The sequence below is a fragment of the Microbacterium sp. genome (assembly GCF_047602155.1).
GTDB lineage: Bacteria > Actinomycetota > Actinomycetes > Actinomycetales > Microbacteriaceae > Microbacterium.
Window position 1 is genome coordinate 607,955 of sequence record NZ_JASGHZ010000001.1, and the last position, 23,369, is coordinate 631,323.

The window sequence follows — 23,369 nt, forward strand, 5'->3', positions numbered from 1 at the left end:
GGATCACGATGACACCGCCCCTTCCCGAAGATCACGCCGCCCGCATGCACGAGGTCAGCGCCGAGACCCGTTCCATCGTGGAACTCGTGCTGGAGTATTCCGAGCGGCGCCTCCTGTCCGAGGACAATCCGCTCGACAAGCCGCTGCCGCCGGCCGAGCTGAGCCGCCTGGCCGGGCGGACGATCAGCGAGGCGGGCATCGGCGCGCGCAAGGCGCTGGGCGTGTTCGAGCATGTGCTCGCCCCGGCATGCATCACGACCGACGATCCGCGGTACCTGTCGTTCATCCCGAGCGCCCCGACGAAGGCGGCCGCCGCGTTCGACCTCGTCGTCTCGGCGAGCGCGCTCTACGGCGGGTCATGGCTCGAGGGCGCCGGCGCCGTGCACGCCGAGAACGAGGTGCTCCGCTGGCTCGCCGCAGAGTTCGGGATGCCGGACGGCGCCGGCGGCGTCTTCGTCCAGGGCGGGACGCTCGGCAACCTCTCGGCGCTCGTCGCCGCCCGCGAGGCGGCGCGCGAGCGCGCGAGCGCGCCCATCGCCCGCTGGAAGATCGTGTGCAGCGTCGAGGCGCACTCCTCGATCGCCTCCGCGGCGCGCGTCATGGACGTCGACGTGGTCGGCGTGCCGACCGACGACGGCGTGCTGCGCGGTGACGCCGTGCGGGCGGCGCTGCAGGAGCACGGCGACAGCGTCTTCGCCGTCGTGGCGACAGCGGGGTCGACGAACTTCGGCATCGTGGACGACATCGCGAGCATCGCGGATGCCGCCGCCGCCCACGGCGTCTGGCTTCACGTCGACGGCGCCTACGGCCTGTCGGCGATGCTCACCGACACCGCCCGGCCGCTGTTCGCGGGCGTCGAGCGCGCCGACTCGCTCGTCGTCGACCCGCACAAGTGGCTGTTCGCGCCGTTCGACGCCTGCGCCCTGATCTACCGCGACCCCGAGCTGGGGCGCCGCGCGCACACGCAGCACGCGGAGTACCTCGACACCCTCACCGAGACCGGCGACTGGAGCCCCTCCGACTACGCCATGCATCTGACCCGTCGCCCGCGCGGGCTGCCGCTGTGGTTCTCGCTCGCGACGCACGGCGCCGCCGCCTACCGCGCCGCGATCACCCACGCGCTCGAGCTTGCACAGCAGATCGCCGACGACATCGAGCGCCGCCCCGAGCTGCGGCTCGTGCGCCGCCCGCAGCTGGGCGTCGTGGTCTTCGAGCGGGTCGGCTGGGACAAGGCCGACTACAGCCGCTGGTCGACGCGGCTGCTCGACGCGCAGCGCGCCTTCGTCACCCCGTCGAGCCACGCCGGCGTCACCAACGCCCGCTTCGCGATCCTCAACCCGCGCACGACGCTGGAGCACCTCACCGGCATCCTCGACACGATGCGCTGAGCCGCCGCAGCGCGGATCGTCCGGCGCCGCGGAAGATCCGCACGGAGTGCCCGATCTGCACGCCGTGGCCTCCTCGACACGGGCCCGTGTCGCCAATAGCGTGGAATCACGACGAGATCGGAGCCGATCATGACCCGCACCGAGGCCGAACTCCAGCAGATGGCCCGCGATCACCTCTGGCTGCACTTCGCGCGCCAGTCCGCGATGACCGAGGGGCCGGGCGTGCCGATCATCGTGAGGGGCGAGGGACACCACATCTGGGATGCCGCGGGCAAACGCTACATCGACGGTCTCGCCGGCCTGTTCGTGGTCAACGCCGGGCACGGCCGCACGCGCCTCGCGCAGGCGGCGGCGAAGCAGGCCGAGGAGCTGGCGTTCTTCCCGCTCTGGTCGTACGCGCACCCCGCCGCGATCGAGCTCGCCGACCGCATCGCGCATCTCGCGCCGGGCGACCTCGACCACGTCTTCTTCTCCACGGGCGGCGGCGAGGCCGTCGAGACGGCGTTCAAGCTCGCCAAGCACTACTTCAAGCTGCGCGGCCAGCCCACCAAGCACAAGGTCATCTCGCGTGCCATCGCCTACCACGGCACCCCGCAGGGGGCGCTCGCGATCACGGGCCTGCCGGGCATGAAGTCGATGTTCGAGCCGGTGACGCCGGGCGGATTCCGCGTGCCGAACACGAACTTCTACCGTTCCGGCGAGATGGGTTTCACCGCGGATGCCGGCGCCGCCGCGTCCGCCGAGGAGCAGTTCGGCTGGTGGGCCGCCGACCGCATCGAGGAGATGATCCAGTTCGAGGGGCCCGACACGGTCGCCGCGGTGTTCCTCGAGCCGGTGCAGAACTCCGGCGGATGCTTCCCGCCCCCGCCCGGCTACTTCCAGCGCGTGCGGGAGATCTGCGACCGCTACGACGTGCTGCTCGTGTCCGACGAGGTGATCTGCGCGTTCGGCCGGCTGGGCGAGTACTTCGGCGCGACCCGGTACGACTACCAGCCCGACATGATCACGTTCGCGAAGGCGGTCACCAGCGGCTACGCGCCGCTGGGCGGCACGATCGTCAGCGACCGCGTCTACGAGCCGTTCGCCCACGGGACGGCCTCATTCCCGCACGGGTATACGTTCGGCGGGCATCCGGTGTCGGCGGCCGTCGCGCTGGAGAACCTCGACGTCTTCGAGGAGGAGTCGCTGCTGCAGAACGTCCGCGAGAACTCGCCGGTGTTCCGCTCGACGTTGGAGCGGCTGCTCGACCTGCCGATCGTCGGCGACGTGCGCGGCGACGGCTACTTCTTCGGCATCGAGCTCGTGAAGGACAAGGCGACGAAGGCGACGTTCGACGACGACGAGTCGGAGCGGCTGCTGCGCGGGTTCTTGTCCAAGGCGCTGTTCGACGCGGGCCTGTACTGCCGCGCCGACGATCGCGGCGACCCCGTCATCCAGCTCGCACCGCCGCTCACGATCGGCCCCGCCGAGTTCGACGAGATCGAGCAGATCCTGCGTTCGGTGCTGACCGAGGCCTGGACCCGTCTCTGATCCCCCTCTGATCCGCGCGGCCGCTCCACTCACGACATCAGCGGGACATCGAGGTCGTAGGCGAGGACGATCGCACGCGCGAGGTCTCTCTCCTGCGCCTCGGTGAGAACGCCGATCGTCCTGCCGAGAGCGGCGACGGGGATCGTCAGCACGTTGTCGATGGATGCCGCACACTCGTGGTCCAGCCCGTTGGCACGCCCGAGCGGCACCTCGCTGCTCAGCCCCCGGATCGTCGAGGTGATCGGCGCGACGGTGACCTTCGTCATCGCGGGTCGCGCGAGTTCGCGGGTCAGCACGAGCACGGGCCTGGTCTTGTCCAGGCGCGCCAGGCAGATCTCGCGCACGTCAATCGTCCAGATCGAGGTGGCGGACCGACCAGTCGACGAGCACGTCGAGGTCGTCGGCGGCGCCGTCCGCAAGAAAGGCGGCATCCCGTTCGGCGACGAACCGCCGCATCTCGCGCTCGAGCGCCGACGTCACGAGAGCCGCGCGGCTGGGCGCCCGGCCTTCGGCGACGGCGTGGTCGAGGAACTCGACGAGCGGCTCCGGGAGACGCACTGCGATCTGCATCGACATGGTGCCATCATACCATCCTGCATCCCGATTCGGGATGCAGGACGTCAGAGCCCGACGGCGGCCATCCCGGCGGCGTTGTAGCGGTCGCCGGCGACGCCCACGGTCTCGGCGAGCGCGTTCAGGGCGGCCACCTCGTCGGCCGACAGCGCCACCTGCGTCGCAGCGGCGTTCTCGTCGACGCGCTCGCGGCGGCGCGTGCCCGGGATGGGCACGATGAACGGATGCTGCGCCAGCAGCCACGCCAGCGCCACCTGCCCCGGGGTCGCCCCGCGGGACGCCGCGACCGCCCGCACGTGGTCGACGAGCGCCTGGTTGGCGCGCAGGTTCTCGGGCGAGAACCGCGGGGTCGTCGCGCGGAACTCCCCCGGGCCGAAGGTCGCATCGGCCGCGACGGTGCCGGTCAGACACCCCTTGCCGAGCGGACTGAACGGCACGAACCCGATGCCGAGCTCGGCGCACGCGGGCAGCACCTCGGGCTCGGGCTCGCGCGTCCACAGCGAATACTCGCTCTGCACGGCCGTCACCGGGAACACCGCGTGCGCCCGCCGGATCGTGGCCGCCGACGCCTCGGACATGCCGAAATGGCGCACCTTGCCGGCCGCGACGAGCTCGCCGACCGTGCCGGCGACCTCCTCGATCGGCACGGCGGGGTCGACGCGATGCTGGTAGAACAGGTCGATCGCCTCGACGCCGAGGCGCTGCAGCGAGGCATCGGCGACGCGGCGGATCTGCTCGGGCCGCGAGTCGGGGCCGTGCGAGGCGCCCTCCGAGATGCGAAAGCCGAACTTCGTCGCGACGACGACCCGATCGCGGATCGGCGCGATCGCCTCGCCGACGAGCTCCTCGTTCTCGTACGGCCCGTACACCTCGGCGGTGTCGATGAAGGTGACCCCCTGCTCGACGGCGTAGCGCAGCACGCCGATCATGTCGCCCCGGTCGCCGGGGTTGGGGCCGAAACTCATCGACATCCCCATCGCGCCGATTCCGATGGCCGAGACCCGCAGTCCCTGGCCGAGTTCACGCGTGTGCATCGCGGCATCCTTTCCTCACGATCACGCTACGACGCCCCGGCGGATGCCGGGAGGGTCTGGCGCACCCTCCCACGCGCCGCGGCGGTCGCGTACCGTCGGAGGCATGGATCGACGCGCCGACGTCCGTGAGTTCCTGCAGTCGCGCAGGGACCGTCTCACCCCCGACCGCGCCGGTCTGCCGGCGTACGGCGGCAACCGGCGCGTGCCGGGCCTGCGCCGCGAAGAGGTGGCGCTCCTGGCCGGCGTGAGCGTCGACTACTACACGCGCCTCGAGCGCGGTGACCTGTCGGGCGTGTCCGACGCCGTGCTCGGCGCGCTCGCGCGTGCCCTGCAGCTCGACGACGCCGAGACCGCCCACCTGTTCGACCTCGCCCGTGCGGCGCACGCATCGCCGCTGGCGCCCCGCACGGCGCCGCGACGCGACGGGCTGCGCCCCGGCATCCAGCGTCTGCTCGAGGCGATCGACGCCCCGGCGACCGTCATCGACGGGCACCACTACTACGTCGGCGCGAACCGGCTCGGGCGGGCGCTGTACGCGCCGGTGTTCGCCGAGGCCGTGCCGAACAGCGCACGGTTCCTCTTTCTGAACCCGGCGGCGCACGACTTCTACCCGCAGTGGGATCAGGTCGCCTCCGAGCTCGTGGCGGCTCTGCGCGGCGAGGCCGGCCGCAGCCCGTACGACAAGCGCCTCACCGACCTCGTCGGCGAGCTGTCGACGCGGTCGGAGCCGTTCCGTACGCTGTGGGCCGCACACGACGTGCGCCACCATCGCACCGGCGTCAAGCACATCCGCCACCCCCACGTCGGCGACCTCGTGCTGACCTACGAGGCGCTCGAGCTGCCCGCCGACCCGGGCCTGCGCCTGTCGGTGTTCACCGCCGAACCGGGGTCAACCTCCGCCGACGCGCTGACCCTGCTGGGTGCGCTGTCGATAGATGCCGCCTCCCCTGTCGCCGGCGACGCCGCGGGCCTCACCCGCTGAAGTACCCGGCGATGCTCTTCGCCTCCGACTCGATCGTGGCGGTCGAGACGAGGTCGGACGCGCCCTGTTCGAGCACGGCGACGCGGGCGTCGAGCAACTGCTGCGCGAGTCCGGAGGTGTACAGCACGTCGGTGAGGCGCTCGAGCTCCGACTCGTAGAGAGCCTTGAACGTGTCGTCGGCGAGGAAGCGCGTCGCGAGGATGTTGTTGCCGCTCTTGCCGCCGCCACCGCCCTGGCCGCCGGCCGCACCGCTCTGCGCATCGTCTTGAGCGCCGCCTTGAGCACCGTCCTGAGCGCCGCCGCCGGGGCGGTTACCACCACCACCGCCGTTGCCGCCGCCGCCACCGCCGTTGCCACCGCCGTTGCCGCCGCCGGCGGGCGACCCGCCGAACGCGAGGTTGAGATCCCAGTTGACGACCGTCATCTTCCCGGTGCTCGCGTCGTACGCGAGGTAGGAGTTGTTGCCCGGCCCGTCGATGTCGTCGAAGTTGTCGACGAGCTCCTGGTAGGCGAGGTAGGTCGCGAACGCGTCGACGTCGAGGTGGTCCGACAGATCCGCCTCGAACGTCGCGTCGTCGGATTCGTTGATGAACTGCAAGAAGTCGATGAGCGGCGTCAGGTCGTCATCGCCCGCCTCCTGGTCGAACACGTCGGTGTACGAGTCCGGGTCGTCGCCACGGTACGAGTAGTCGCCGTCGGCATCGGCCTTGTAGAGCGCTGTCGCATCCGGCATCTGCGCCGTCATCCACTCCTCGTCGGGGTTTTCGATCACGAGGCGCAGCGCACTCTGACCGCCGACCTCGACGCGGGCCGAGATGGCCGGCTCCGACGCGAGTCCCGCCGCCGCCAGCAGGTCGAGCGCGACGGCCTCGTTCAGCGAGGTCTCGGAACTGTTGCCGCGCACGACGAGCTCGGTCGTGCCGTCGGCGTTCTGCCCGTCGACGTACTTGTCGAGGCGGATGAGCCACGGCAGATCTTCCGGGTGCTGCGAGCTGAGCTCGGCATCCGCGCTCGTCGACAGCGATCGCAGAGTCGAGTTGCCCTTGAGCTTGATGCCCACGTCGTCGTACGTCACCCCGTCGATCGTGACGGATGCCGACATCCACTCCTTCTCGCCCGAGTCGAGGTAGGCGGCGATCAGCGCGTCGTAGTCGTCCTGGTCGTAGGAGATCGAGATGGTGTGCACGACCGAGGTGTCCCACAGGCTCGAGGTCGTCGTGGTGGTGCTGGCTCGCTCGCCCGAGGCGGCGTCGGCCGTGGAGGTTGTTGTGGTCGAGCACGCCGTCGCAAGGCCCAGCACGAGCACGACGGATGCCGTGGCGGCCAAGGCGCGTCGGCGGATGATCATGGCCTCCAGCAGACCATCCGCCGCTATGGAGCCTCTATGCGGGGCGCGTGCATCTGCCGTGGCGCGGCGGCGCCGACCGCGTCGAGTCGCTGCCGTACGGTGAGGGCTACGCGGCGACGGGGTCGTCCTCGTGGGCGGCCTGGGCGTCGGGCTCGCTGCCGCCCGCGGTGCGGAAGCGGCCGACGAGGGCCAGCAGCAGGCCGACGCCCGTCCATCCGGCGAGCACGAGCCAGGGGAACGTCGAATCGGCGTCGGGGAAGTACGACAGGTTGCGCACGAGCACGGCCGACGCCCCCGGCGGGAACCAGTGGCCGACGGCGCCCCACGCGCCCGGCAGGTACGACGACGGGAGCGCGGCGCCCGAGATGGGATTGGCGAACAGCATCATGACGACCGGGCCGACCGCGATGCCGGCGCGGCCCATGACGGCGACGGCGCCGACGATGGGCGCGGCGATCGCGGCGAGCGACAGCGCGAACGCCGCGGCGTTGGCCCAGTAGTCGCCCTGGATCGACCCGAACCACCCCTGCAGGATGCCGGTCAGCAGCGCCCCGCCGAAGACCGCGTAGACGGTCACGGCGAGCACGCGCCGCAGCGACCCGACGACGAGGAACGCGATGGCGATGCCGCCGGCCATGCCGCCCAGCAGCAGCGGGAAGAACGCGGCGTTCATGCCGAGGCCCGCCGCGTCGCTCTCGGCGAACGGCACGACATCGGTCACGACGAGGGTGGGGGCGGTGATCTGCTGACCGGAGGCGGCGGATGCCGCGGCGGCCTGCGCGTTCAACGCCGCCTGCAGCGGCGTCGCGAGCTGTTTGACGACGGCCGCCGAGGTGCCCGCCGCCGATGCGGTGAGCAGTTCGGGGGCGTCGCCGAGCACGATCGCGCCGGCGGCCTCGCGCGTGCGGATCGCCGTCACGGCGGCGTCGCGGTCGTCGACGACGGTCAGCTCGAAGGGGCTGTCGCCGGTGGCGAACTGCTCCTCGATCGCGGTCACGGCCTGCTCCGGCCCCGCCACGGCGACCGGGATGTCCTTCGCCTCCGCGGTCACCGCCGGCCACGAGAAGGCCATCACGATGAGGGCGACGAGCACGGAGATCCCCGCCGCGATGGCGAAGATCCGGGCGATCGGGGTGTGGGCGGTGTGGGTGTCTGGGGCAGCGGACATGGCCGGCATCCTTCGTCGGAAGAAGATAAAACGAACGTTCGTTCTTTTTACCATGAAAAGCGCGGCGCGCCAACACGTCTGCCTAGACTGGCCGCATGCCCAAGGTCTCCGACGCCTACCGCGCCGCCCGCCGCGACGAGATCATCGACGCGGCGGTGCGCTGCGTGTTGCGCGACGGGTACCGCGGGGTTTCCATGTCGGCGGTCATCGAGGAGTCGGGGCTGTCGGCCGGGGCGATCTACGGCCACTTCAGCGGTAAGCAGGAACTGCTCGTCGCCGTCGCCGAACGCGTGCTCGACGCCCGGCAGGCCGACCTCGCCGCGGCGCGCAACGACGGCGCACCACTTTCGCCCGGCGAGATCATGGCGACCCTCATCGGGGGGCTGCGTCAGGAGCAGCTGTCGCACGTCATCCCGCAGATCTGGGCCGAAGCGCCGCTCGACGACGACGTCCGCGAGGTCGCCGGCCGCATCTTCGGCCAGGTACAGGCACTGTTGCGCGCCGAGCTGGCGGCGTGGGCCGCCGCCGAGCCGGGCCGCGTCGACGGCGACCCGCACGAGTGGGCCCGCCTCGTCACTCCCGTCGTGGTGTCGGCGGCCCCGGGCTACCTCATCCAGCGCGCCGTCCTCCCCGACTTCGACGAAGACGCCTACCTCGCGGGCCTGCTGCAGGTCTACCGCCGCTGAGCCGGGCCGACCGCCACCACCGATAGCCTGGTCGGATGGGATCCCGCGAAGACGCCGAACGCCGACGCCTCACGCGGATGCCGCCGCAGGGTGCGATCGTCGCGGTCCTGGCGATCGCGGGCCTCGCGTCGTCGTTCATGTTCACGCTCGTCGTGCCCATCCAGGCGAAGCTGCCCGAGCTGCTGAACGCGAGCCGCGAGGACACGGCGTGGGTCGTCACCGCGACCCTGCTCGCCGCCGCCGTCATCACGCCCATCGCGGGGCGCCTCGGCGACATGTACGGCAAGCGGCGCATCGTGCTCGTCCTGCTGGCCGTGCTCGTCGCCGGGTCGGTCATCGCGGCGCTGTCGACCGGGATCGCCGGCCTCATCGTCGGGCGCACGCTGCAGGGCGCGGTGACCGGGGTCGTGCCGCTGGGCATCTCGATCCTGCGCGACGTGCTGCACGAGCGCCGCGTCGACTCCGCGATCGCCCTCATCAGCGCTACGCTCGGCGTCGGCGGCGCGATCGGCCTGCCGATCAGCGCGCTGATCACGCAGTACGGCGACTGGCACGGGCTGTTCTGGGTGTCGGCCGGCCTCGGCGTCGCGGTGTTCGCGCTCGTCCTGTGGATCGTGCCCGTCAGCGTCCTGCGCACCGCCGGCCGCTTCGACTACGTCGGGGCCGCCGGTCTCACGGTGGGCCTCCTCGGCGTCCTGCTCGCGATCTCGCGCGGCAACGAGTGGGGCTGGACCTCGCTGCCGGTGCTCGCGTGCGGGGTCGGCGGCATCCTCGTCCTGCTCGTGTGGGGCTGGTACGAGCTGCGCATCGACGGCCCGCTGCTCGACCTGCGCGTCGCCGCCCGCCGTCCGGTGCTGCTGACCAACCTCGCCTCCATCGCGATGGGGTTCGCGCTGTTCGCGTCGAACGTCGTCTACCCGCAGATGCTCGAGCTTCCCGTCGCCACCGGCGGCTTCGGCCTGTCGCTGTTCGGTGCGAGCCTGATCGTGATGCCGGCCGGCATCATGATGATGATCTTGTCGCCCTACTCCGGGCGCCTCGCGCGCACCGTCGGGCCGAAGCTCCTGCTCGTGCTGGGCGCCGTCTCGCTGATCGTCTCATACGGGTTCACGCTGCTGCTGTCGACCGAGGTGTGGCATCTGTTCGTCGCGAACGTCGTGATCGGCGTCGGCATCGGGTTCGGCTACGCCGCGATGCCCATGCTCATCATGCGCTCGGTGCCGCAGACCGAGACCGGGGCGTCGAACGGGCTGAACGCGCTGTGCCGTTCGCTCGGCACGAGCACGGCAGCCGCCGTGATCGGCGCCGTGCTCGCGACGCACGTCGTGCAGATCGACGGCGCGGCGGTGCCGACCGCGGATGCCTTCCGCCTCTCGTTCGTCCTCGGCGGCGTCGCCGCGGTCATCGCCCTCGCCGTGGCGCTGTGCATCCCCCGCGCCCGCGACCCGCACGAGCGCCGCCCCTCGCTCCCCGAGTGACCCCCGCCGCCTCCGCCCCCTCCCGCCCCGTCCCGTCCCGCCCGTCCCGTCCGCGAAACCTCGCAAATGTACGCTTTCCGCGGTCAAAACACGGCGTGTCGCGTACATTTGTGAGGTTTCGCGGGAGCGAGGGCGGGCGGAGCGGGGCGGGATGGGCCGATTTGCGCCGGGGGACGACGGTGGGGATTCCTCATCCGTCGCAAAGCGGGGCTATCCGGCGCGATGGGCCCACTTCGTGACGGATGAACGGCCGCGGGCATCCGTCATCCGTCGCATGTCACGGTTACCCAGCGGTTTGGGCGCGATTTGCGACGGACGAACCCACGCGTGAACCCACGCGTGAACCGACGGAGGGACCCACGCGTGAACCGACGGACGAACCCACGCGTGAACCCACGCGTGAACCCACGCGTGAACCAACGAATGAATCCACGCGTGAACCCACGGAGGAACCCACGCGTGAACCGACGGACGAACCCACGCGTGAACCCACGCGTGAACCGACCGATGAACCCGCGGGGCGTCAGCGGTGGCGGGCGCGGGGCCGGGGGCGGGCCGGGGGCAGGGGCGGAGCCGGCATCCGCTCGCCGACGATGTTGACGATCTCGCCGACGCCCTCGATCACCATGCGCACCTCGTCGCCGGGTTCGAGCGCGGCGATGTCGACGCCGCGGCCCCAGAGCTCGCCGAGGCATCCGCCGTTTCCGACGGTTCCGGATCCGAGCACGTCCCCCGGGACGACGATCGAGTTGCGCGAGGCGTAGGCGATCAGTTCGGGGAAGGTCCAGCCCATGTTCGAGACGAGGCCCTCCCCGACGAGCGTGCCGCCCACGTACACCTCGGCGCGCACGGCGAGCAGTCCCTCGTCGTCGAGGTACCGGTCGAGCTCGTCGGCCGTGACGATCCACGGTCCGAGCGTCGTGCCGAAGTCCTTCCCCTTGGCGGGGCCGAGCCGCACCTTCATCTCGCGGGACTGCAGGTCGCGCGCCGACCAGTCGTTCATGACCGTGTAGCCGAAGATGTGCGCCGCGGCGCCGGCGACGTCGAGGCTCTCGCCGGTCGACCCGGCGACGCCTCCGACGATCACCGCGAGCTCCAGCTCGAAGTCGAGCCGCCGCGTCTGCGGGATCGGTACCACGACCCCGGTCGCCCGCACCGTGTGCGGGTTGGTGAAGTAGAACGTCGGCGCCTCGTACCACTCCGGCACGACCTCGCTCTTGCCGTCGACGGATGCCGAGACCCCCTCGACATGCTCCTCGAACGCCACGAAGTCACGGATGGATGCCGGCACCAGCGGAGCGAGCAGCGCCACCTCGTCCAGGGGTGTCGCGCGCGCCGCGCCGGCCGCGAGGGCGGTCAGCATCCGGTCGTGCACGGCACGCGCCGCATCGAGCCCCGCCGCCAGCAGCCCCGCGACGGTGACCTCGTCGGGGAAGGGCACGACGGCATCCTCAACGACGATCCCCTCCCGGGTCTGGTCGCCGTCCGTCCACCGCGCGATCCGCATGCAAACTCCTCCCCCGCGAGACAGCATCCGTGCACCGAGACTGCACGCACCGGCTGCTGTCTCGGTGCACCCTTGCAGTCTCGCGGGGCGGTGGCACGGCGGCAACCCGCGGCCGGTGATGGGTGACATGCGCCGCGCCGATGGCGCCGGGGCCACCCCGGGCACCTACTCGACGAGGACGACCTCGCAGGCGGCCACGCCCGCCACCCCGCGTGCGAGCTTGGCGTCGGTGGTGATCAGACGCCCGCCGAGGGCCTCGGCGAGGGCGACGTAGGTGGCGTCGTACGCGGTGACGTTGGCGCGCAGTTCCCAGATGCGTTCGAAGAGCATGTGCGCCGGCCATCGTTGGGCGGGAAAGTCGCGCAGATCGCCGAGGAACTGCACACCGCGATCGGGCGTGAGCAGCCCGCCGGCGACGAGCCCGCGCACGACCGAGACCGTCTCGACGTCGGCGAGGTGAGGGAGATGCAGCGCGCCGCCCGACGCCCGCATATGCGGGGCGACGCGCTGCCCGAGCGGGCTCATCGCCAGCACCTCGACGAGCGCCGAGGCGTCGATGACGGCGATCACGCCGCGTCGCGTTCGGCGCGGAGGATCCGCGTCGCGCTGTCACCGAGGTCGATCGCCCCGCGTGCGCTCACCCGATCGAGCAACTCGTCGAGCGTCGGATGCCGCGCCTCGCGCTCGAGGATCTCGAGCACGTACTCGGACAGACTGCGACCGGATGCCGCGGCTCGCGCCTTCAGCGTACGGTGCGTCTGCGCCGGAACATCACGGACCTGGAGCGTCGACATGCGATCATGCTAGTCGCATGCGTTCTGCATGTCGACGCGCCACAGGTCAGGCCACGTCAGGCCAGGTCAGGCCAGCTCGGCGAAGGTCTCGGCGATCCAGTCGGCGGTGAACTCGGCGACGTAGGGCATGTTGTCCAGGCCAATGTGCTCGGCGCCGCCCTCCTCCTGCGTGAAGATGCGCAGCTCACGCTTGGGCGAACCCACGGCGGCCTCGTACTCGTCGTGCGCGTACGACACCGGAATCTGCCGGTCGCCCTCGCCATGGGTGACGAGGAACGGCACCGTGATGTTCTCGACGACGCCCTGCAGGCGCATGTTCTTCGTCTTCTCCAGGAAGTCGTCGGCATCCGTCGCCCCGAACACCCAGTAGACGTGGTCCCAGTAGTGCGGCACGGGGTTCTCGCCCTCGCGGCGACGGCGCGCCTCCTGCACGGCGGCCCAGTCGTAGTTGGCACCCCACGCGACGGCGAGCGCGATGCGCTTTTCGAACGCGGTCGCGCGCGGCACGTAGTAGCCGCCCAGCGACCAGCCCACGAGCCCCACCTTGCCGGGGTCGACACCGAGCGATCCTGCGTGCTCCTCGATCCAGTCGAGGGTGGATGCCGCCCACACCTCGGTGTCGTAGCGAGCGCGCAGGTCGCGCATGCGCAGCGCCTCGCCCGATCCGGGCGGATCCATCATGAGCGTCGAGATGCCGCGGGCCGCCAGCTGCTGCGGGAAGCCCGAGGTGTACATCATCTCCTTCGTGGAGTCCAGGCCGTTCCACATCACGATGAGCGGGTGCGGGCCCGCGCCCGGCGCGCGGTAGAAGTAGCCGGGCAGCGCCGAACCGGCCGGCGCGTCGTCGCCGGCGTAGAGGATGTCGACGGTCGTCAGCGGCACGTCGCCGAGCTCGACGTGCTTGAGCAGCAGGTCGATCGACTTCTGGTACGCGGCCTTGCGGCCCTCCCACTTCGGCGACTGCAGGCGCTCGGCCTGCGAGGTGTACAGCGCGGCGCGGTAGTACTTGTCGGCGGCGCCCTTGCGCCAACCGCGGGCCTCGTCGGCCTCGGCGGCCGCCAGCAGCCGGTCGGCGACGGCCTGCCACGAGCCGTACAGCAGCTCGGTGCCGACGTCGTCGCCCTGCTCCGACGCCTTCAGCACGGGCCGCGACGCCTTGTCGACGTCGTCGATGAGCCCGCCGTTGTTGAGCGTCGCGACGACCGACATGCTCCAGACGTAGTTGGTGGGGAAATACATGTACACGGGGTGACTCCTTGGGCTCAGGGCGTTTCGGCTCGCTGCGCGCGCTCAGCGACCGGACTGTGGGGGACGCACGGCGTCGGACAGGAAGGTCGCGACGCCGGAGAGGAACTGGCCGCCGTCGACGCCGATCTCGGCGCCGGTGACGAAGGCGGCGGCATCCGACAGCAGGAACACGACGACGTTCGCGACCTCTTCCGGCTCGCCGCCGCGGTGCAGCGGCGCGATCTGCACGTTCGCGTCGCGGAACGCGGGCGGCGCGCTCGCGGTCATCTCGGTGTTGATGTAACCGGGGTGCACGATGTTGACGCGGATGCCGCGCGGCCCGAGCTCGGTCACGCACGAGTGCGTGAGCCCGCGCAGCGCCCACTTGCTCGTCGTGTACGCGGCCGTGTAGTGGCCGGTGACGCCGGCGGCGGAGCCGATGTTCACGATCGACGAACCGGCATCCATCAGCGGCAGCAGGGCCTGGATGCCGAGCATCGCGCCGGTGACGTTGACCGCCAGCACGCGATCCCAGTCGGCGCGCTCGAGGGCGCCGATGCGCACGCGGTGGGTGACGCCCGCGTTGTTGACGAGACCCTTCACGCGGCGCCCGCCGAGGGAGTCGGCGAGGGCGCTCCACTCCGACTCGTCGGTGACGTCGAGGCGGCGGTAGGTCACGGTGCCGGGGAGGCCATCTGCCGCCGCGCGCAGCTCGGGCGCCTCGTCGCGGAGGTCGGCGGCGACGACGTCGGCGCCCTGACCCGCCAGCAGCAGGGCTTCTTTCGCGCCCTGGCCGCCGGCGGCGCCGGTGACGACGAAGAGGCCTCCGGCGATGCCGGGCAGTTGGACGCCGGTCATGACGCCACCACGGGCCCCGCCCGGTCGAGCAGTTCGATGAAGTTGCCCTCCGGGTCGGTGACGAAGGCGAAGCGCACGCCGGGTTCCGGCGCGGGCGCGGGGGCGGTCACGACGACGGCACCGGCATCCACGAGCCCGTCGAAGACGGCGTCGACATCGGCCACGCGGAGGCACACGTGCCCCCAGCCCTGCGCGAGCAGCTCGTCGGGCGGGCTCGTCGCCGGGGTGCGGTGGGTCGACCCGCGGCGCTCGAGCAGCTCGATCGACACCCCGTCGGGGCCGACGAGGAAGACGCCCCGCAACCCGACCGCGGCGATCTCGAACGGGCTCGCCGTCGGGAAGCCGAAGGCCTTCTGGTACCAGTCGCGCTGCGCGTCGAGGTCGCGCACCGACAGTCCGACGTGGTCAACGTGCATCAGGCACCTCCGGGGCCGTCGTGGGGTCCGCGCGTCATGAGCGCGGCGTGGACGTCGGCGGGGAGGACATCGAGCAGCTCCGGCGCGAACGCGCCGCCGACGAGCACGAACGCGACGCGCGCGATGCGGTCACCGCGGTTGGCCCAGGCGTGGTCGGTGCCGCGCTGGATCACGATGTCGCCGGCGCGGGCCGTGACCTCGCTGTCGTCGAGGACGAGCGTGATCTCGCCCTCCAGCACGATGCCGTAGTCGATCGACTCGGTGCGGTGCACGGGCGACTGCAGGCCGCGCTCGTCGAGATGCCCGGGCAGGAACTCGTTGATGCGGATGCGCGTGCCGTGGGTGGGCGGCGGCACGGTGATCGCCCCCGCGGTGGGGTCTTCCGGCCCCGCGCCGATGACGGCGGGCGTCGTGTCGGTGACCCACACCTCGTGGAACGCGACGCCGTCTTCGGGCAGCTCGCGCGTGACGGGCACAGGCCCGTCGCTGACGACGATCGACACGCCCGCGTCGTCGTGGCCGGTGACGATGCGGCGCGGGATGCGCAAGCCCCCGGCATCCGCCGCCTGCGGCTGGCCCGTCACGGCGCCGGCACCAGGGCGAGCAGAGCCTGCGCCATGACGCGGCCGGGGTCGGCGTCGGGCGAACCGGGGTTCTGCTCCCAGTGCGCGAGCTGCAGCGACGAGTCGACGACGCCCTTGATGCGCGGCAGCCGGCGGGCGTAGAACTCGGCGAGCTGCGTCTGGAGGTCGCCGGGCCGGGTGACGTACTCGGCGAACACGAGCGCGTCCTCGACGCACTGCGCGGCGCCCTGGGCGATGAGCGGCGGCACGGCGTGCACGGTCTCGCCGAGCGCGATGACGCGCCCGGAGTGCCACGGGCCTTCGACGAAGATCCACTCGATCTCCTGGAAGTTCAGGAAGGTGTCGGGCCCGATCGACTCGCGCAGGTAGTCGAACTCGCCGTGGAAGTTCGCCATCAGGCGCTTGACCTCCTGCCAGCCCTCCAGCCCGTTCTCGATGCGCTGCGGGCGGCACAGCACGAAGACGTAGCACTGGTCGGGGCCGACCGGCGTGTAACCGACCTTGTAGGCGCCGCCGTCGTCTGCGGTCGGGAAGGCGATGCCGCCGGTCATCTCGGGTTGGCGCGACGTGACGGCGCGCCAGATGCCGAGGCCGCTCGGGGCGCGGTCTTCGGCGATGCCGAGCTTGGGCCGGGTCGGCGACTTGATGCCCTCGGCGACGATGATGAGATCCCACGTCTCGGTCGTGCCGTCGGAGAGCACCGAGGTCGCCGTGTCGCCGTCGTTCTCGAACGAGACGAGCTCCCGGCCGAGACGGATCTCGACGCCGAGCGACTCCGCCTTGCGCACGAGGATCTCGTGCAGGTCGGGGCGCAGCGCGCCGATCGTGGCGGGCAGGTCGTCGCCGCCGGTGCGCGGCGTGGGCATCTCGGCCATGACCCGGCCGTCGGCGAAGTACAAGGTCACGGCGTTCTCGGGCTGGCCGACCGCGAGGATCTCGTCGATCACGCCGAGCTCCCGGAACACGCGCAGCGCGTTGCCCTGGATGGTGAGGCCGTGGCCGACGCGCGCCCACGCGGACACCCGGTCGACGAGCGTGACCTTGACGTCGCGCTGGGCGAGGGCGATGGCCGCAGTGAGCCCCGTGAACCCACCGCCGACGATGAGCACATTCTGAACCGACATGTTCGTCTTCCCTTTCGCAGCACGTGCAACACCGCCGACGCGCCTGAGTCCTGGCACGACGCTACGGCGGTGCCCGCATCCGCCGCCAGCGGCCTGCGGCGATGCCTGCTATCGGGCGACGCCAGTGCCGGCCGGCGCCGCCGACAGTGCGCCGCTGTCGACGCACTGCGCGGCGAGCGCGCGCAGCCAGGCGTGCCCCTCGTCGCGGTCGTGCGCGGGATGCCACCACAGGCGCTGGATCAGCTCGACGGTGGGGAAGGGCGTCGGCACCGCGACGGTGCCGGCCGCGGCCCGGCGGGCGAGCCGGCTCGGCACGATGCCGACGAGGTCGGTGCCGCACACGATCAGCGGCACCGACAGCAGCGTCGAGGTGGTCACCCGCACGCGGGGGTGCAGGTCGAGCTCGTGCAGGCGGCGTTCGACGGGGGTCAGGTGCGCGCGCCCGAAGTCGCAGCGGATGAAGGGGCTCGCGAACAGGTCGTCGAGCGAGATCTCGCCGCCCGCGACGAGCGGATTGCCGCGATCGGCGATCACGACGTACTCGTCGCGGAACAGCTCCATGCTCTCCCCGTCGATGCCGATGCCGGGCGTCGCGACGACGAAGTCGTGCGCCAGCAGATCGCGTTCCGCGTCGGTGGGCGTGGCCGGCAGGCGCAGGTCGTCGAACCGGATGCCGGGGGCCGCGGCACGGGCGAGGGCGAAGAACGGGCGCAGCTCGACGGCCGCGTAGTCGGTGACCTGGATGCCGAAGGTGCGGCGGCTCGTCGCCGGGTCGAACGGCGCCTGCTGCCCGAGGGCCTGCGCCACGAGCGGCAGCGTCAGCTGCACGTGCGGCAGGATCTGGCGGGCCAGCGGCGTGAGCTCGTAGTCGCGGCCGACGCGCACGAGCAGTTCGTCGTGGAACACGGCGCGCAGTCGCGCCAGCGCCGTCGACATCGTGGACTGGCCGCTGCCCACCCGCTCGCCGGCCCGCGTGACGTTCGCCTCCTCCAGCAGCGCGCGCAGCGCCACGAGCAGATTGAGATCGGTGTCGACGCTGGCCACAGATGCATGGTATCCGCCCGGGGCATGGCGCTCGGGCGCACCCCCGACTTACTCTCGGGGTGGCTGCCACCGGCGCGCCACCGATACTCGAAGAAAGGTCGACGATGACTGAGCGGCTCGTCTCCCATCTGCGTTACGCCGCGCTCGCGGTGCCGAACTTCGAACAGGAGCGCGACTTCTTCGTCACGCATTGGGGTCTGACCGAGGTGCACGCCGAAGACGGCGTCAGCTACCTCGCGGCGGAGGGCTCGGAGGAGCCCTTCATCCTGCGCCTGCGCAAAGACGACAAGCGCATCGACCTCGCCGGCTTCGGCGTGCGCACCCGCGCCGACGTCGACGCGCTGGCCGCGAAGCTGCACGCCGAGGGCGTGCAGTTCATCCACGAGCCGCAGGCGCTCACCGGGTACAGCGGCGGCTACGGCTTCCGCGTGTTCGACGGCGACGGCCGCGCCCTCGAGTTCTCCACCGGTTACCAGACCCGCGAGGCGCGCAAGATCCGCGAGCGCGAGCCGATCCCGGCGAAGCTCTCGCACATGGTCTTCAACTCGCAGCACCTCAACGAGACGGTGCAGTGGTACATCGACCACCTCGACTTCACGATCTCCGACTCGCTCGTGCGGCCCGACGGCACCGACATGATGCACTTCCTGCGCTGCAACCCCAACCACCACTCGATCGCCGTCGCGATGGGGCCGCACCATTCGCTGCACCACCTCTCCTTCGAGATGCGCGGCATCGAGGAATGGATGCGCGGCGCCGGCAAGATCCTCCGTTCCGGAGCCCGCATGATCTGGGGCCCGGCCGGCACAACGCCGGCGACAACACGTTCGCCTACTTCCTCGACCCGGCCGGCAACACGATCGAGTACACGACCGAGCTGGCCATGGTCGACGACGACACGTGGGAGGCGCACCGCCACGACATCAGCCATCTCTCCACGCAGGACCAGTGGGGCACGGCGCAGGAGATGAGCGAGCTGGTGGCGCGCGAGTCGTTCAACGACATCGACAAGGGCCTGTTCGTGGCCCCGCCGGTCTGAGCAGACACGTCCACAGGAGGTCAGAACATGGCACGCATCCACTTCGCCGCCGATCACGGCGGCTATGAGCTCGGCCGCGCCCTGCACGAGCGGGCTGCGGCATCCGGATTCGACACCGTCTGGCACGGCGCCGACGAGTACGACGCGGGCGACGACTACCCCGTGTACGCGATCCGCGTCGGCGGGTCGGTCGTCGAAGACCAGGATGCCGGCATCGACGCGTTCGGCGTGTTCGTCGTCGGCGAGCCCGCCGCCGGTGCCGTCGCGGCGAACAAGGTCAACGGGGCGCGCGCCGTGACGAGCAGTTCGCCGCGCGACGCGATCAACTCCCGTGCCGTCGTCGACGCCAACGTGCTCGTGCTCGACGGCGTCGCCTACCCCGAGTCGGCCTGGCTGAACGTGTACGCGTTCGTCACGTCGCCCATGCAGCAGACGGTCGAGCGCGGCCGGCAGATCCTGCAGATCGAGGAGTACGAGAACGCCGGCACGATCGAGGGCTGGGCGGTGCAGCTCGAGCCCGAGCAGATCGCCGTCCGCCACGAGGAGACGCACTGACCCGTGCGCAGGTCCGCCGCCGGAATGACGGCGCCGGCATCCGTGTTCTTCGTTCTGTCGGTCACGCATCCACCTGAGGAGAACCATGCCCCGCGCAGCCCTGTACGACCGCACCGGCGGACCCGAGGTTCTCTACGTCGGCGAGGTCGATGACGCTCAGCCGGGCTCCGGCCAGCTTGCGGTGCGCGTGCACGCGGCGGGCCTGAACCCGTTCGACGGCAAGCTGCGCAGCGGCTTCATCCCGTCGGAGGCCCCGTTCCCCCGTCGCACCGGCGGCGACTTCGCCGGCACCGTCGAGGCGGTCGGCGAGGGTGCCGTCTTCTGGGACGGCACCCCGATCGCGGTCGGCGACGAGGTCATGGGCCGTGCCGGCGGCGCGGTGGCCGAGCGCGTGATCGCGTCGGCGCGCGAGGTCGCGCGGCGACCGGATGCCGTGCCGGTCGAGGTCGCCGGCGCCCTGTGGGTCGCCGGCCTGACCGCCGTGTCGTGCCTTGTCACCGTGCCCGTCGGCGCGGGCGACACGCTGCTGGTCGGAGGCGCCGCCGGCGGCGTCGGGCTCGTCGTGTCGCAGCTGGCCAGGGATGCCGGCGCCCGCGTCATCGGCACGGCTTCGCCCCGCAACCACGACCTGCTGCGGTCGCTCGGCATCGAGCCGACGGCATACGGCGAGGGGCTCGCGGAGCGCGTGGCCACCCTGGCCTCCGGCGAGAAGCCCACCGGCCGCGTGGCCGCCCCGGCATCCGCGCAGGGGCCCACCGAGCGCGTGGCCGCCCCGGCATCCGCGCAGGGGTCCACCGAGCGCGTGGCCGCCCCGGCATCCGCGCAGGGGTCCACCGAGCGCGTGGCCGCCCCGGCATCCGCGCAGGGCCGGGTCACTGCGGTCGTGGACTGCCACGGCCGCGACGCCCTGGATGCCGGCATCGCCCTGGGCGTGCCGGTCGACCGCATGGCGGCGATCGCCGCCTACGCCGCCGGGGCCGAACTGGGCGTCCAGAACGCCGAGCGCGAAGCGCGCACCCCCGAGAACCTCGCCGGGCTCGCCGACCGCATCGCCGCCGGCACCCTCGTGCTGCCGGTGGCGGCATCCTTCCCCCTCGACGAGGTCGCCGCGGCGTTCACGGCGCTCGAGTCGTCCCACGCCCCCGGCAAGGTCGTCATCCTCCCCTGACCCGCCCACTTCCCCCGCCCCCCAACCCTCCGCGAAACCTCACAAATGTCGGCTTCTGCGCGCTTCGCACGGCGTGTCGCGGACATTTGCGAGGTCTCGCGAGACCTCACAGATGTAGGCGTCGCGAGACCTCAGAAATGTCCGGGTCGCGCAGGCGGCGGAGTCAGCCCCGACGACGGGTTCATCCGTCGCGAATCGTGGCCAACTCGCGAGATAGCACCACTGTGCGCCGGATGAACAAGGCCGACCTCTCCTCATCCGTCGCGAATCGCGGCCATCCGCCGCGATGACGCCGCTTTGCGCCGGATGAACGCCGACGCAGGCGGCGCCGCGAACCCCGCCGCGCCGAGCCCGCCCCGCCGCGCCCCGCCGCGCCCCGCCCGCCGCACCCCCGCTTCTTCCGCGAAACCTCACAAATGTCGGCTTCTGCGCGCTTCGCGCGGCGTGTCGCGGACATTTGTGAGGTCTCGCGGGGGTGGGGGCGGGGCGTCAGCCCTTCCAGACCGTCTGCAGGTTGCAGAACTCGCGGATGCCGGCGGCGGCCAGCTCGCGGCCGACGCCCGAGTCCTTGACGCCGCCGAAGGGCAGCTCGGGGTACGAGGCGGTCATGCCGTTGACGAAGACGGCACCGGCGTCGAGGCCCCGGATGAACCAGTCCTCCTCCTCGGCGTCGTTGGTCCACACCGCCGAGCTGAGCCCGAAGGTCGTGCCGTTGGCGAGCGCGAGCGCCTCCTCGCGGTTCGCGACGCGGTACACGGTCGCGACCGGGCCGAAGGCCTCCTCCAGGTGCAGGCGCATCTCGGGCGTGATGCCCTCGAGCACGGTCGGCTCGTAGAACCACCCGTCGCGGTCGGGCACGACGCCGCCGACACGCACGACGGCGCCCTTGGCGACGGCATCCGCCACCTGGCCTTCGAGCTCGTCGCGGCCCGACTCGGTCGCGAGCGGCCCGACGTCGGTCGACTCGTCGAGCGGGTCGCCGAGGCTCAGCGCCGCGACCCGCTCGGAGAACAGGCGCGTGAACTCGTCGTAGACGTCGGTGTGCACGATGAAGCGCTTCGCCGCGATGCACGACTGTCCGTTGTTCTGGTTGCGCGCGGTGACCGCGACGGATGCCGCCTTGTCGATGTCGGCGCTCGGCATGACGACGAAGGGGTCGGAGCCGCCGAGCTCGAGCACGACGTGCTTGACCTCGGAACCGGCGATCGAGGCGAGCGAGCGACCGGCCGGCTCGGAACCGGTGAGGGTCGCGGCCTTCACCCGCGGGTCGCGCAGCACGCCCTCGACGCGGGATGCCGGGATCAGCAGCGAGTGGAACGCGCCGACCGGGAAGCCACCGCGCTCGAACAGGGTGTCGAGGTAGAGGGCCGCCTGCGGCACGTTCGACGCGTGCTTGAGCAGGCCCGCGTTGCCGGCCATGAGCGCGGGCCCCGCGAAGCGCAGCACCTGCCAGATCGGGTAGTTCCACGGCATGACGGCGAGGATCACGCCGATCGGCGCGTAACGGGTGCCGGCCGACGAGGCCCCGACGACGGACGGGTCGGCGAGCTGCTCGGGCGCGAGCAGCTGCTCGGCGTTGTCGGCGTAGTAGCGCAGCCCCTTGGCGCTCTTGAGCACCTCGGCGCGGGCGCCCTTGATCGGGCGGCCCATCTCGATCGTGATGAGGCGGGCGACGTGCTCGACGTCGTCTTCGAGCAGCTGCGCGGCGTTTCGCATCCACTGCGCGCGCTGCGCGTAGGTGGTGCCGCGCATCGTCTCGTACGCCGCCTGGGCGGCCGCGATGCGCGCGTCGACCTCTGCGTCGGTGTGCGCTGCGAACTCCTGCTCGGTGAGCCCGGTGAACGGGTTGATCGTCGCGATGGCCATGGCGGATGCTCCTCTTCGAGGCGGGTGACGTCGTGAGCGTACGGCGGAATGCGTCGCTGCGTCCATTCTCTCGCGAGATGGGTGCCATGGGCACATCGTCTGCGTGCACGCCCTTGACTGGCGGTGCACGATCGCGGCGCACGCCCGCCGGGGCTCTCAGAACGACTCGGGCAGCACGGCGATGCCGGCCTGGGCCGCGGCCTCGCGCAGGCGCCGGTCCAGGGTCGCGAGAGCCAGCCCCCGCGCCGCCGCGACGTCGAGATACGCCGCATCGCAGGCGGTGAGGCCGGTCGCCGTCATTCGCGCGACCAGCGCCGTGAGAGACGGCTGCACCGTCACGGGCTGGAGCGTTTCGAGCATGGCGAAGAAAGCCGCCACCTCCGTCGCGGGAATCTCGCCGGCGGTCAGTGAGCGACCGAGGCGATTCGCGACCTCGTACGACCAGATCGTCGGCACGACGACCCCAGACCCCGACACCTCATCCCACAGATCTTCGACGGAGGGAATGCGCTCGGCGCCGAAGAACCATGAGATCGTGACCGATGCATCGACGACGATCGGCATCAGTACCGGTGCCCCGTATGAAGGGTGCGGCGGTCAGTGACATCGAAGTCGCCGGGCGGCGCAGCCGGATGAGACGCCCGGTAGAGTCGCCATGCCGCGATCGCCTCGGGCGCCGAGCGGTGCTCGTGCGCCGGCGAGAGGTTGGCGACGGGGCGCCCGTGCTTGGTGATCGTGATCGCTTCACCGGCCTCGACCGCCGCGACCAGCGCCGACAGGTGCGCCTTGGCCTCGGCCAGGCTCACGGTGCGCACGGCCGTGAAGACCGGGACCGAATTGCTCATGGATTCACTTTAGACCAGAGACTAGTCATTGGTCTATATCAGGCATGGGCTCGCCGGAACCAGCACCTCGCGACGATCGTGCCGCTCTCGCAGCGATGCCTGGCATGGCCGCGACGGCCTGTCGCGGCCCGCCGCCGCGGTCGATGATGAGTCCC

General features: G+C 71.5%; 25 protein-coding genes. 8 read left to right on the forward strand and 17 right to left on the reverse strand.

What is annotated here, in order from left to right; all coding sequences use genetic code 11:
* The first annotated feature begins 8 nt into the window (after window positions 1-8).
* Window positions 9-1,388 (forward strand): pyridoxal phosphate-dependent decarboxylase family protein, encoded by a 1,380-nt coding sequence (locus QM720_RS02880; RefSeq protein WP_415124657.1) that lies wholly within the window; start codon window positions 9-11, stop codon window positions 1,386-1,388.
* A 129-nt stretch (window positions 1,389-1,517) separates the two neighbouring features.
* Window positions 1,518-2,918 carry an aspartate aminotransferase family protein gene (locus QM720_RS02885; protein WP_415124658.1) on the forward strand — a complete coding sequence of 467 codons (1,401 nt, stop codon included), beginning with the start codon at window positions 1,518-1,520 and terminating at the stop codon, window positions 2,916-2,918.
* A gap of 29 nt (window positions 2,919-2,947) precedes the next feature.
* Here QM720_RS02885 and QM720_RS02890 read toward each other — a convergent pair whose 3' ends face one another.
* Genes QM720_RS02890 through QM720_RS02900 form a run of 3 tightly spaced genes read right to left on the reverse strand, consistent with a single transcriptional unit; the run spans window position 2,948 to window position 4,525 of the window.
* Window positions 2,948-3,262: a type II toxin-antitoxin system PemK/MazF family toxin gene (locus QM720_RS02890; RefSeq protein WP_415124659.1), complete on the reverse strand. Its 315-nt coding sequence runs from the start codon at window positions 3,260-3,262 to the stop codon at window positions 2,948-2,950.
* Window position 3,263: 1 nt separating this feature from the next.
* Window positions 3,264-3,494, reverse strand: coding sequence for a ribbon-helix-helix domain-containing protein (locus tag QM720_RS02895; protein ID WP_415124660.1), 231 nt, complete (start codon window positions 3,492-3,494; stop codon window positions 3,264-3,266).
* A 44-nt stretch (window positions 3,495-3,538) separates the two neighbouring features.
* The gene (locus tag QM720_RS02900; protein WP_415124661.1) at window positions 3,539-4,525 is read right to left on the reverse strand and encodes an aldo/keto reductase; all 987 of its coding nucleotides are present in this window, start codon (window positions 4,523-4,525) and stop codon (window positions 3,539-3,541) included.
* Window positions 4,526-4,628: 103 nt separating this feature from the next.
* Between QM720_RS02900 and QM720_RS02905 the strand changes: the two genes are divergently transcribed.
* Entirely contained in the window at window positions 4,629-5,507 is an 879-nt protein-coding gene (locus QM720_RS02905) for a helix-turn-helix domain-containing protein (RefSeq protein WP_415124662.1), read from the forward strand.
* Here QM720_RS02905 and QM720_RS02910 read toward each other — a convergent pair.
* Both QM720_RS02910 and QM720_RS02915 read right to left on the reverse strand, forming a co-directional pair.
* A complete protein-coding gene (locus QM720_RS02910; RefSeq protein WP_415124663.1) occupies window positions 5,497-6,855 on the reverse strand; it encodes a CotH kinase family protein in 1,359 nt (452 codons plus the stop codon). The two genes, QM720_RS02905 and QM720_RS02910, sit on opposite strands and share 11 nt — an antisense overlap.
* 106 nt (window positions 6,856-6,961) lie before the next feature.
* The gene (locus QM720_RS02915) at window positions 6,962-8,023 is read right to left on the reverse strand and encodes a hypothetical protein (protein ID WP_415124664.1); all 1,062 of its coding nucleotides are present in this window, start codon (window positions 8,021-8,023) and stop codon (window positions 6,962-6,964) included.
* A gap of 95 nt (window positions 8,024-8,118) precedes the next feature.
* Here QM720_RS02915 and QM720_RS02920 point away from each other — a divergent pair, with 95 nt between their 5' ends.
* Window positions 8,119-8,709, forward strand: coding sequence for a TetR/AcrR family transcriptional regulator (locus QM720_RS02920; RefSeq protein WP_415124665.1), 591 nt, complete (start codon window positions 8,119-8,121; stop codon window positions 8,707-8,709).
* A gap of 77 nt (window positions 8,710-8,786) precedes the next feature.
* On the forward strand, window positions 8,787-10,187 hold the full coding sequence (locus QM720_RS02925) for an MFS transporter (protein ID WP_415127785.1): 1,401 nt from the start codon (window positions 8,787-8,789) through the stop codon (window positions 10,185-10,187).
* Between the two features lie 523 nt (window positions 10,188-10,710).
* Here QM720_RS02925 and QM720_RS02930 read toward each other — a convergent pair.
* From QM720_RS02930 to QM720_RS02970, 9 genes are all read right to left on the reverse strand, one after another.
* Window positions 10,711-11,694, reverse strand: a complete 984-nt coding sequence (locus QM720_RS02930) for a fumarylacetoacetate hydrolase family protein (RefSeq protein WP_415124666.1) — start codon at window positions 11,692-11,694, stop codon at window positions 10,711-10,713.
* A gap of 165 nt (window positions 11,695-11,859) precedes the next feature.
* Complete coding sequence (locus QM720_RS02935; RefSeq protein WP_415124667.1) at window positions 11,860-12,264, reverse strand: type II toxin-antitoxin system VapC family toxin; 405 nt, start codon at window positions 12,262-12,264, stop codon at window positions 11,860-11,862.
* Window positions 12,261-12,488: a FitA-like ribbon-helix-helix domain-containing protein gene (locus QM720_RS02940; RefSeq protein ID WP_415124668.1), complete on the reverse strand. Its 228-nt coding sequence runs from the start codon at window positions 12,486-12,488 to the stop codon at window positions 12,261-12,263. The genes QM720_RS02935 and QM720_RS02940 overlap by 4 nt, the downstream gene beginning before the upstream one ends.
* A 66-nt stretch (window positions 12,489-12,554) precedes the next feature.
* Window positions 12,555-13,727, reverse strand: a complete 1,173-nt coding sequence (locus tag QM720_RS02945) for an alpha/beta hydrolase family protein (RefSeq protein ID WP_415127787.1) — start codon at window positions 13,725-13,727, stop codon at window positions 12,555-12,557.
* 51 nt (window positions 13,728-13,778) lie between these two features.
* Window positions 13,779-14,573, reverse strand: coding sequence for an SDR family NAD(P)-dependent oxidoreductase (locus QM720_RS02950; protein ID WP_415124669.1), 795 nt, complete (start codon window positions 14,571-14,573; stop codon window positions 13,779-13,781).
* Window positions 14,570-14,989, reverse strand: coding sequence for a VOC family protein (locus tag QM720_RS02955; RefSeq protein WP_415124670.1), 420 nt, complete (start codon window positions 14,987-14,989; stop codon window positions 14,570-14,572). Before QM720_RS02955 ends, QM720_RS02950 begins: the two co-directional genes overlap by 4 nt.
* Window positions 14,989-15,573: a cupin domain-containing protein gene (locus tag QM720_RS02960; RefSeq protein WP_415124671.1), complete on the reverse strand. Its 585-nt coding sequence runs from the start codon at window positions 15,571-15,573 to the stop codon at window positions 14,989-14,991. Before QM720_RS02960 ends, QM720_RS02955 begins: the two co-directional genes overlap by 1 nt.
* Window positions 15,570-16,754 carry an FAD-dependent oxidoreductase gene (locus tag QM720_RS02965; RefSeq protein WP_415124672.1) on the reverse strand — a complete coding sequence of 395 codons (1,185 nt, stop codon included), beginning with the start codon at window positions 16,752-16,754 and terminating at the stop codon, window positions 15,570-15,572. Before QM720_RS02965 ends, QM720_RS02960 begins: the two co-directional genes overlap by 4 nt.
* 51 nt (window positions 16,755-16,805) lie before the next feature.
* Window positions 16,806-17,741 (reverse strand): LysR family transcriptional regulator, encoded by a 936-nt coding sequence (locus QM720_RS02970; RefSeq protein ID WP_415124673.1) that lies wholly within the window; start codon window positions 17,739-17,741, stop codon window positions 16,806-16,808.
* A gap of 104 nt (window positions 17,742-17,845) precedes the next feature.
* On the opposite strand from QM720_RS02970, the gene QM720_RS02975 reads away from it, so the two are divergent.
* From QM720_RS02975 to QM720_RS02985, 3 genes are all read left to right on the forward strand, one after another.
* Window positions 17,846-18,712, forward strand: a complete 867-nt coding sequence (locus QM720_RS02975) for a VOC family protein (protein WP_415124674.1) — start codon at window positions 17,846-17,848, stop codon at window positions 18,710-18,712.
* Between the two features lie 95 nt (window positions 18,713-18,807).
* Window positions 18,808-19,335 (forward strand): RpiB/LacA/LacB family sugar-phosphate isomerase, encoded by a 528-nt coding sequence (locus QM720_RS02980; RefSeq protein ID WP_415124675.1) that lies wholly within the window; start codon window positions 18,808-18,810, stop codon window positions 19,333-19,335.
* Window positions 19,336-19,420: 85 nt separating this feature from the next.
* Window positions 19,421-20,503: an NADP-dependent oxidoreductase gene (locus tag QM720_RS02985; RefSeq protein WP_415124676.1), complete on the forward strand. Its 1,083-nt coding sequence runs from the start codon at window positions 19,421-19,423 to the stop codon at window positions 20,501-20,503.
* A 489-nt stretch (window positions 20,504-20,992) separates the two neighbouring features.
* On the opposite strand, the gene QM720_RS02990 is transcribed toward QM720_RS02985, so the two are convergent.
* From QM720_RS02990 to QM720_RS03000, 3 genes are all read right to left on the reverse strand, one after another.
* Window positions 20,993-22,369: an NADP-dependent succinic semialdehyde dehydrogenase gene (locus tag QM720_RS02990; RefSeq protein ID WP_415124677.1), complete on the reverse strand. Its 1,377-nt coding sequence runs from the start codon at window positions 22,367-22,369 to the stop codon at window positions 20,993-20,995.
* A 156-nt stretch (window positions 22,370-22,525) separates the two neighbouring features.
* On the reverse strand, window positions 22,526-22,933 hold the full coding sequence (locus QM720_RS02995; protein WP_415124678.1) for a type II toxin-antitoxin system VapC family toxin: 408 nt from the start codon (window positions 22,931-22,933) through the stop codon (window positions 22,526-22,528).
* Window positions 22,933-23,214, reverse strand: coding sequence for a type II toxin-antitoxin system Phd/YefM family antitoxin (locus QM720_RS03000; protein ID WP_415124679.1), 282 nt, complete (start codon window positions 23,212-23,214; stop codon window positions 22,933-22,935). Before QM720_RS03000 ends, QM720_RS02995 begins: the two co-directional genes overlap by 1 nt.
* Window positions 23,215-23,369: the final 155 nt, after the last annotated feature.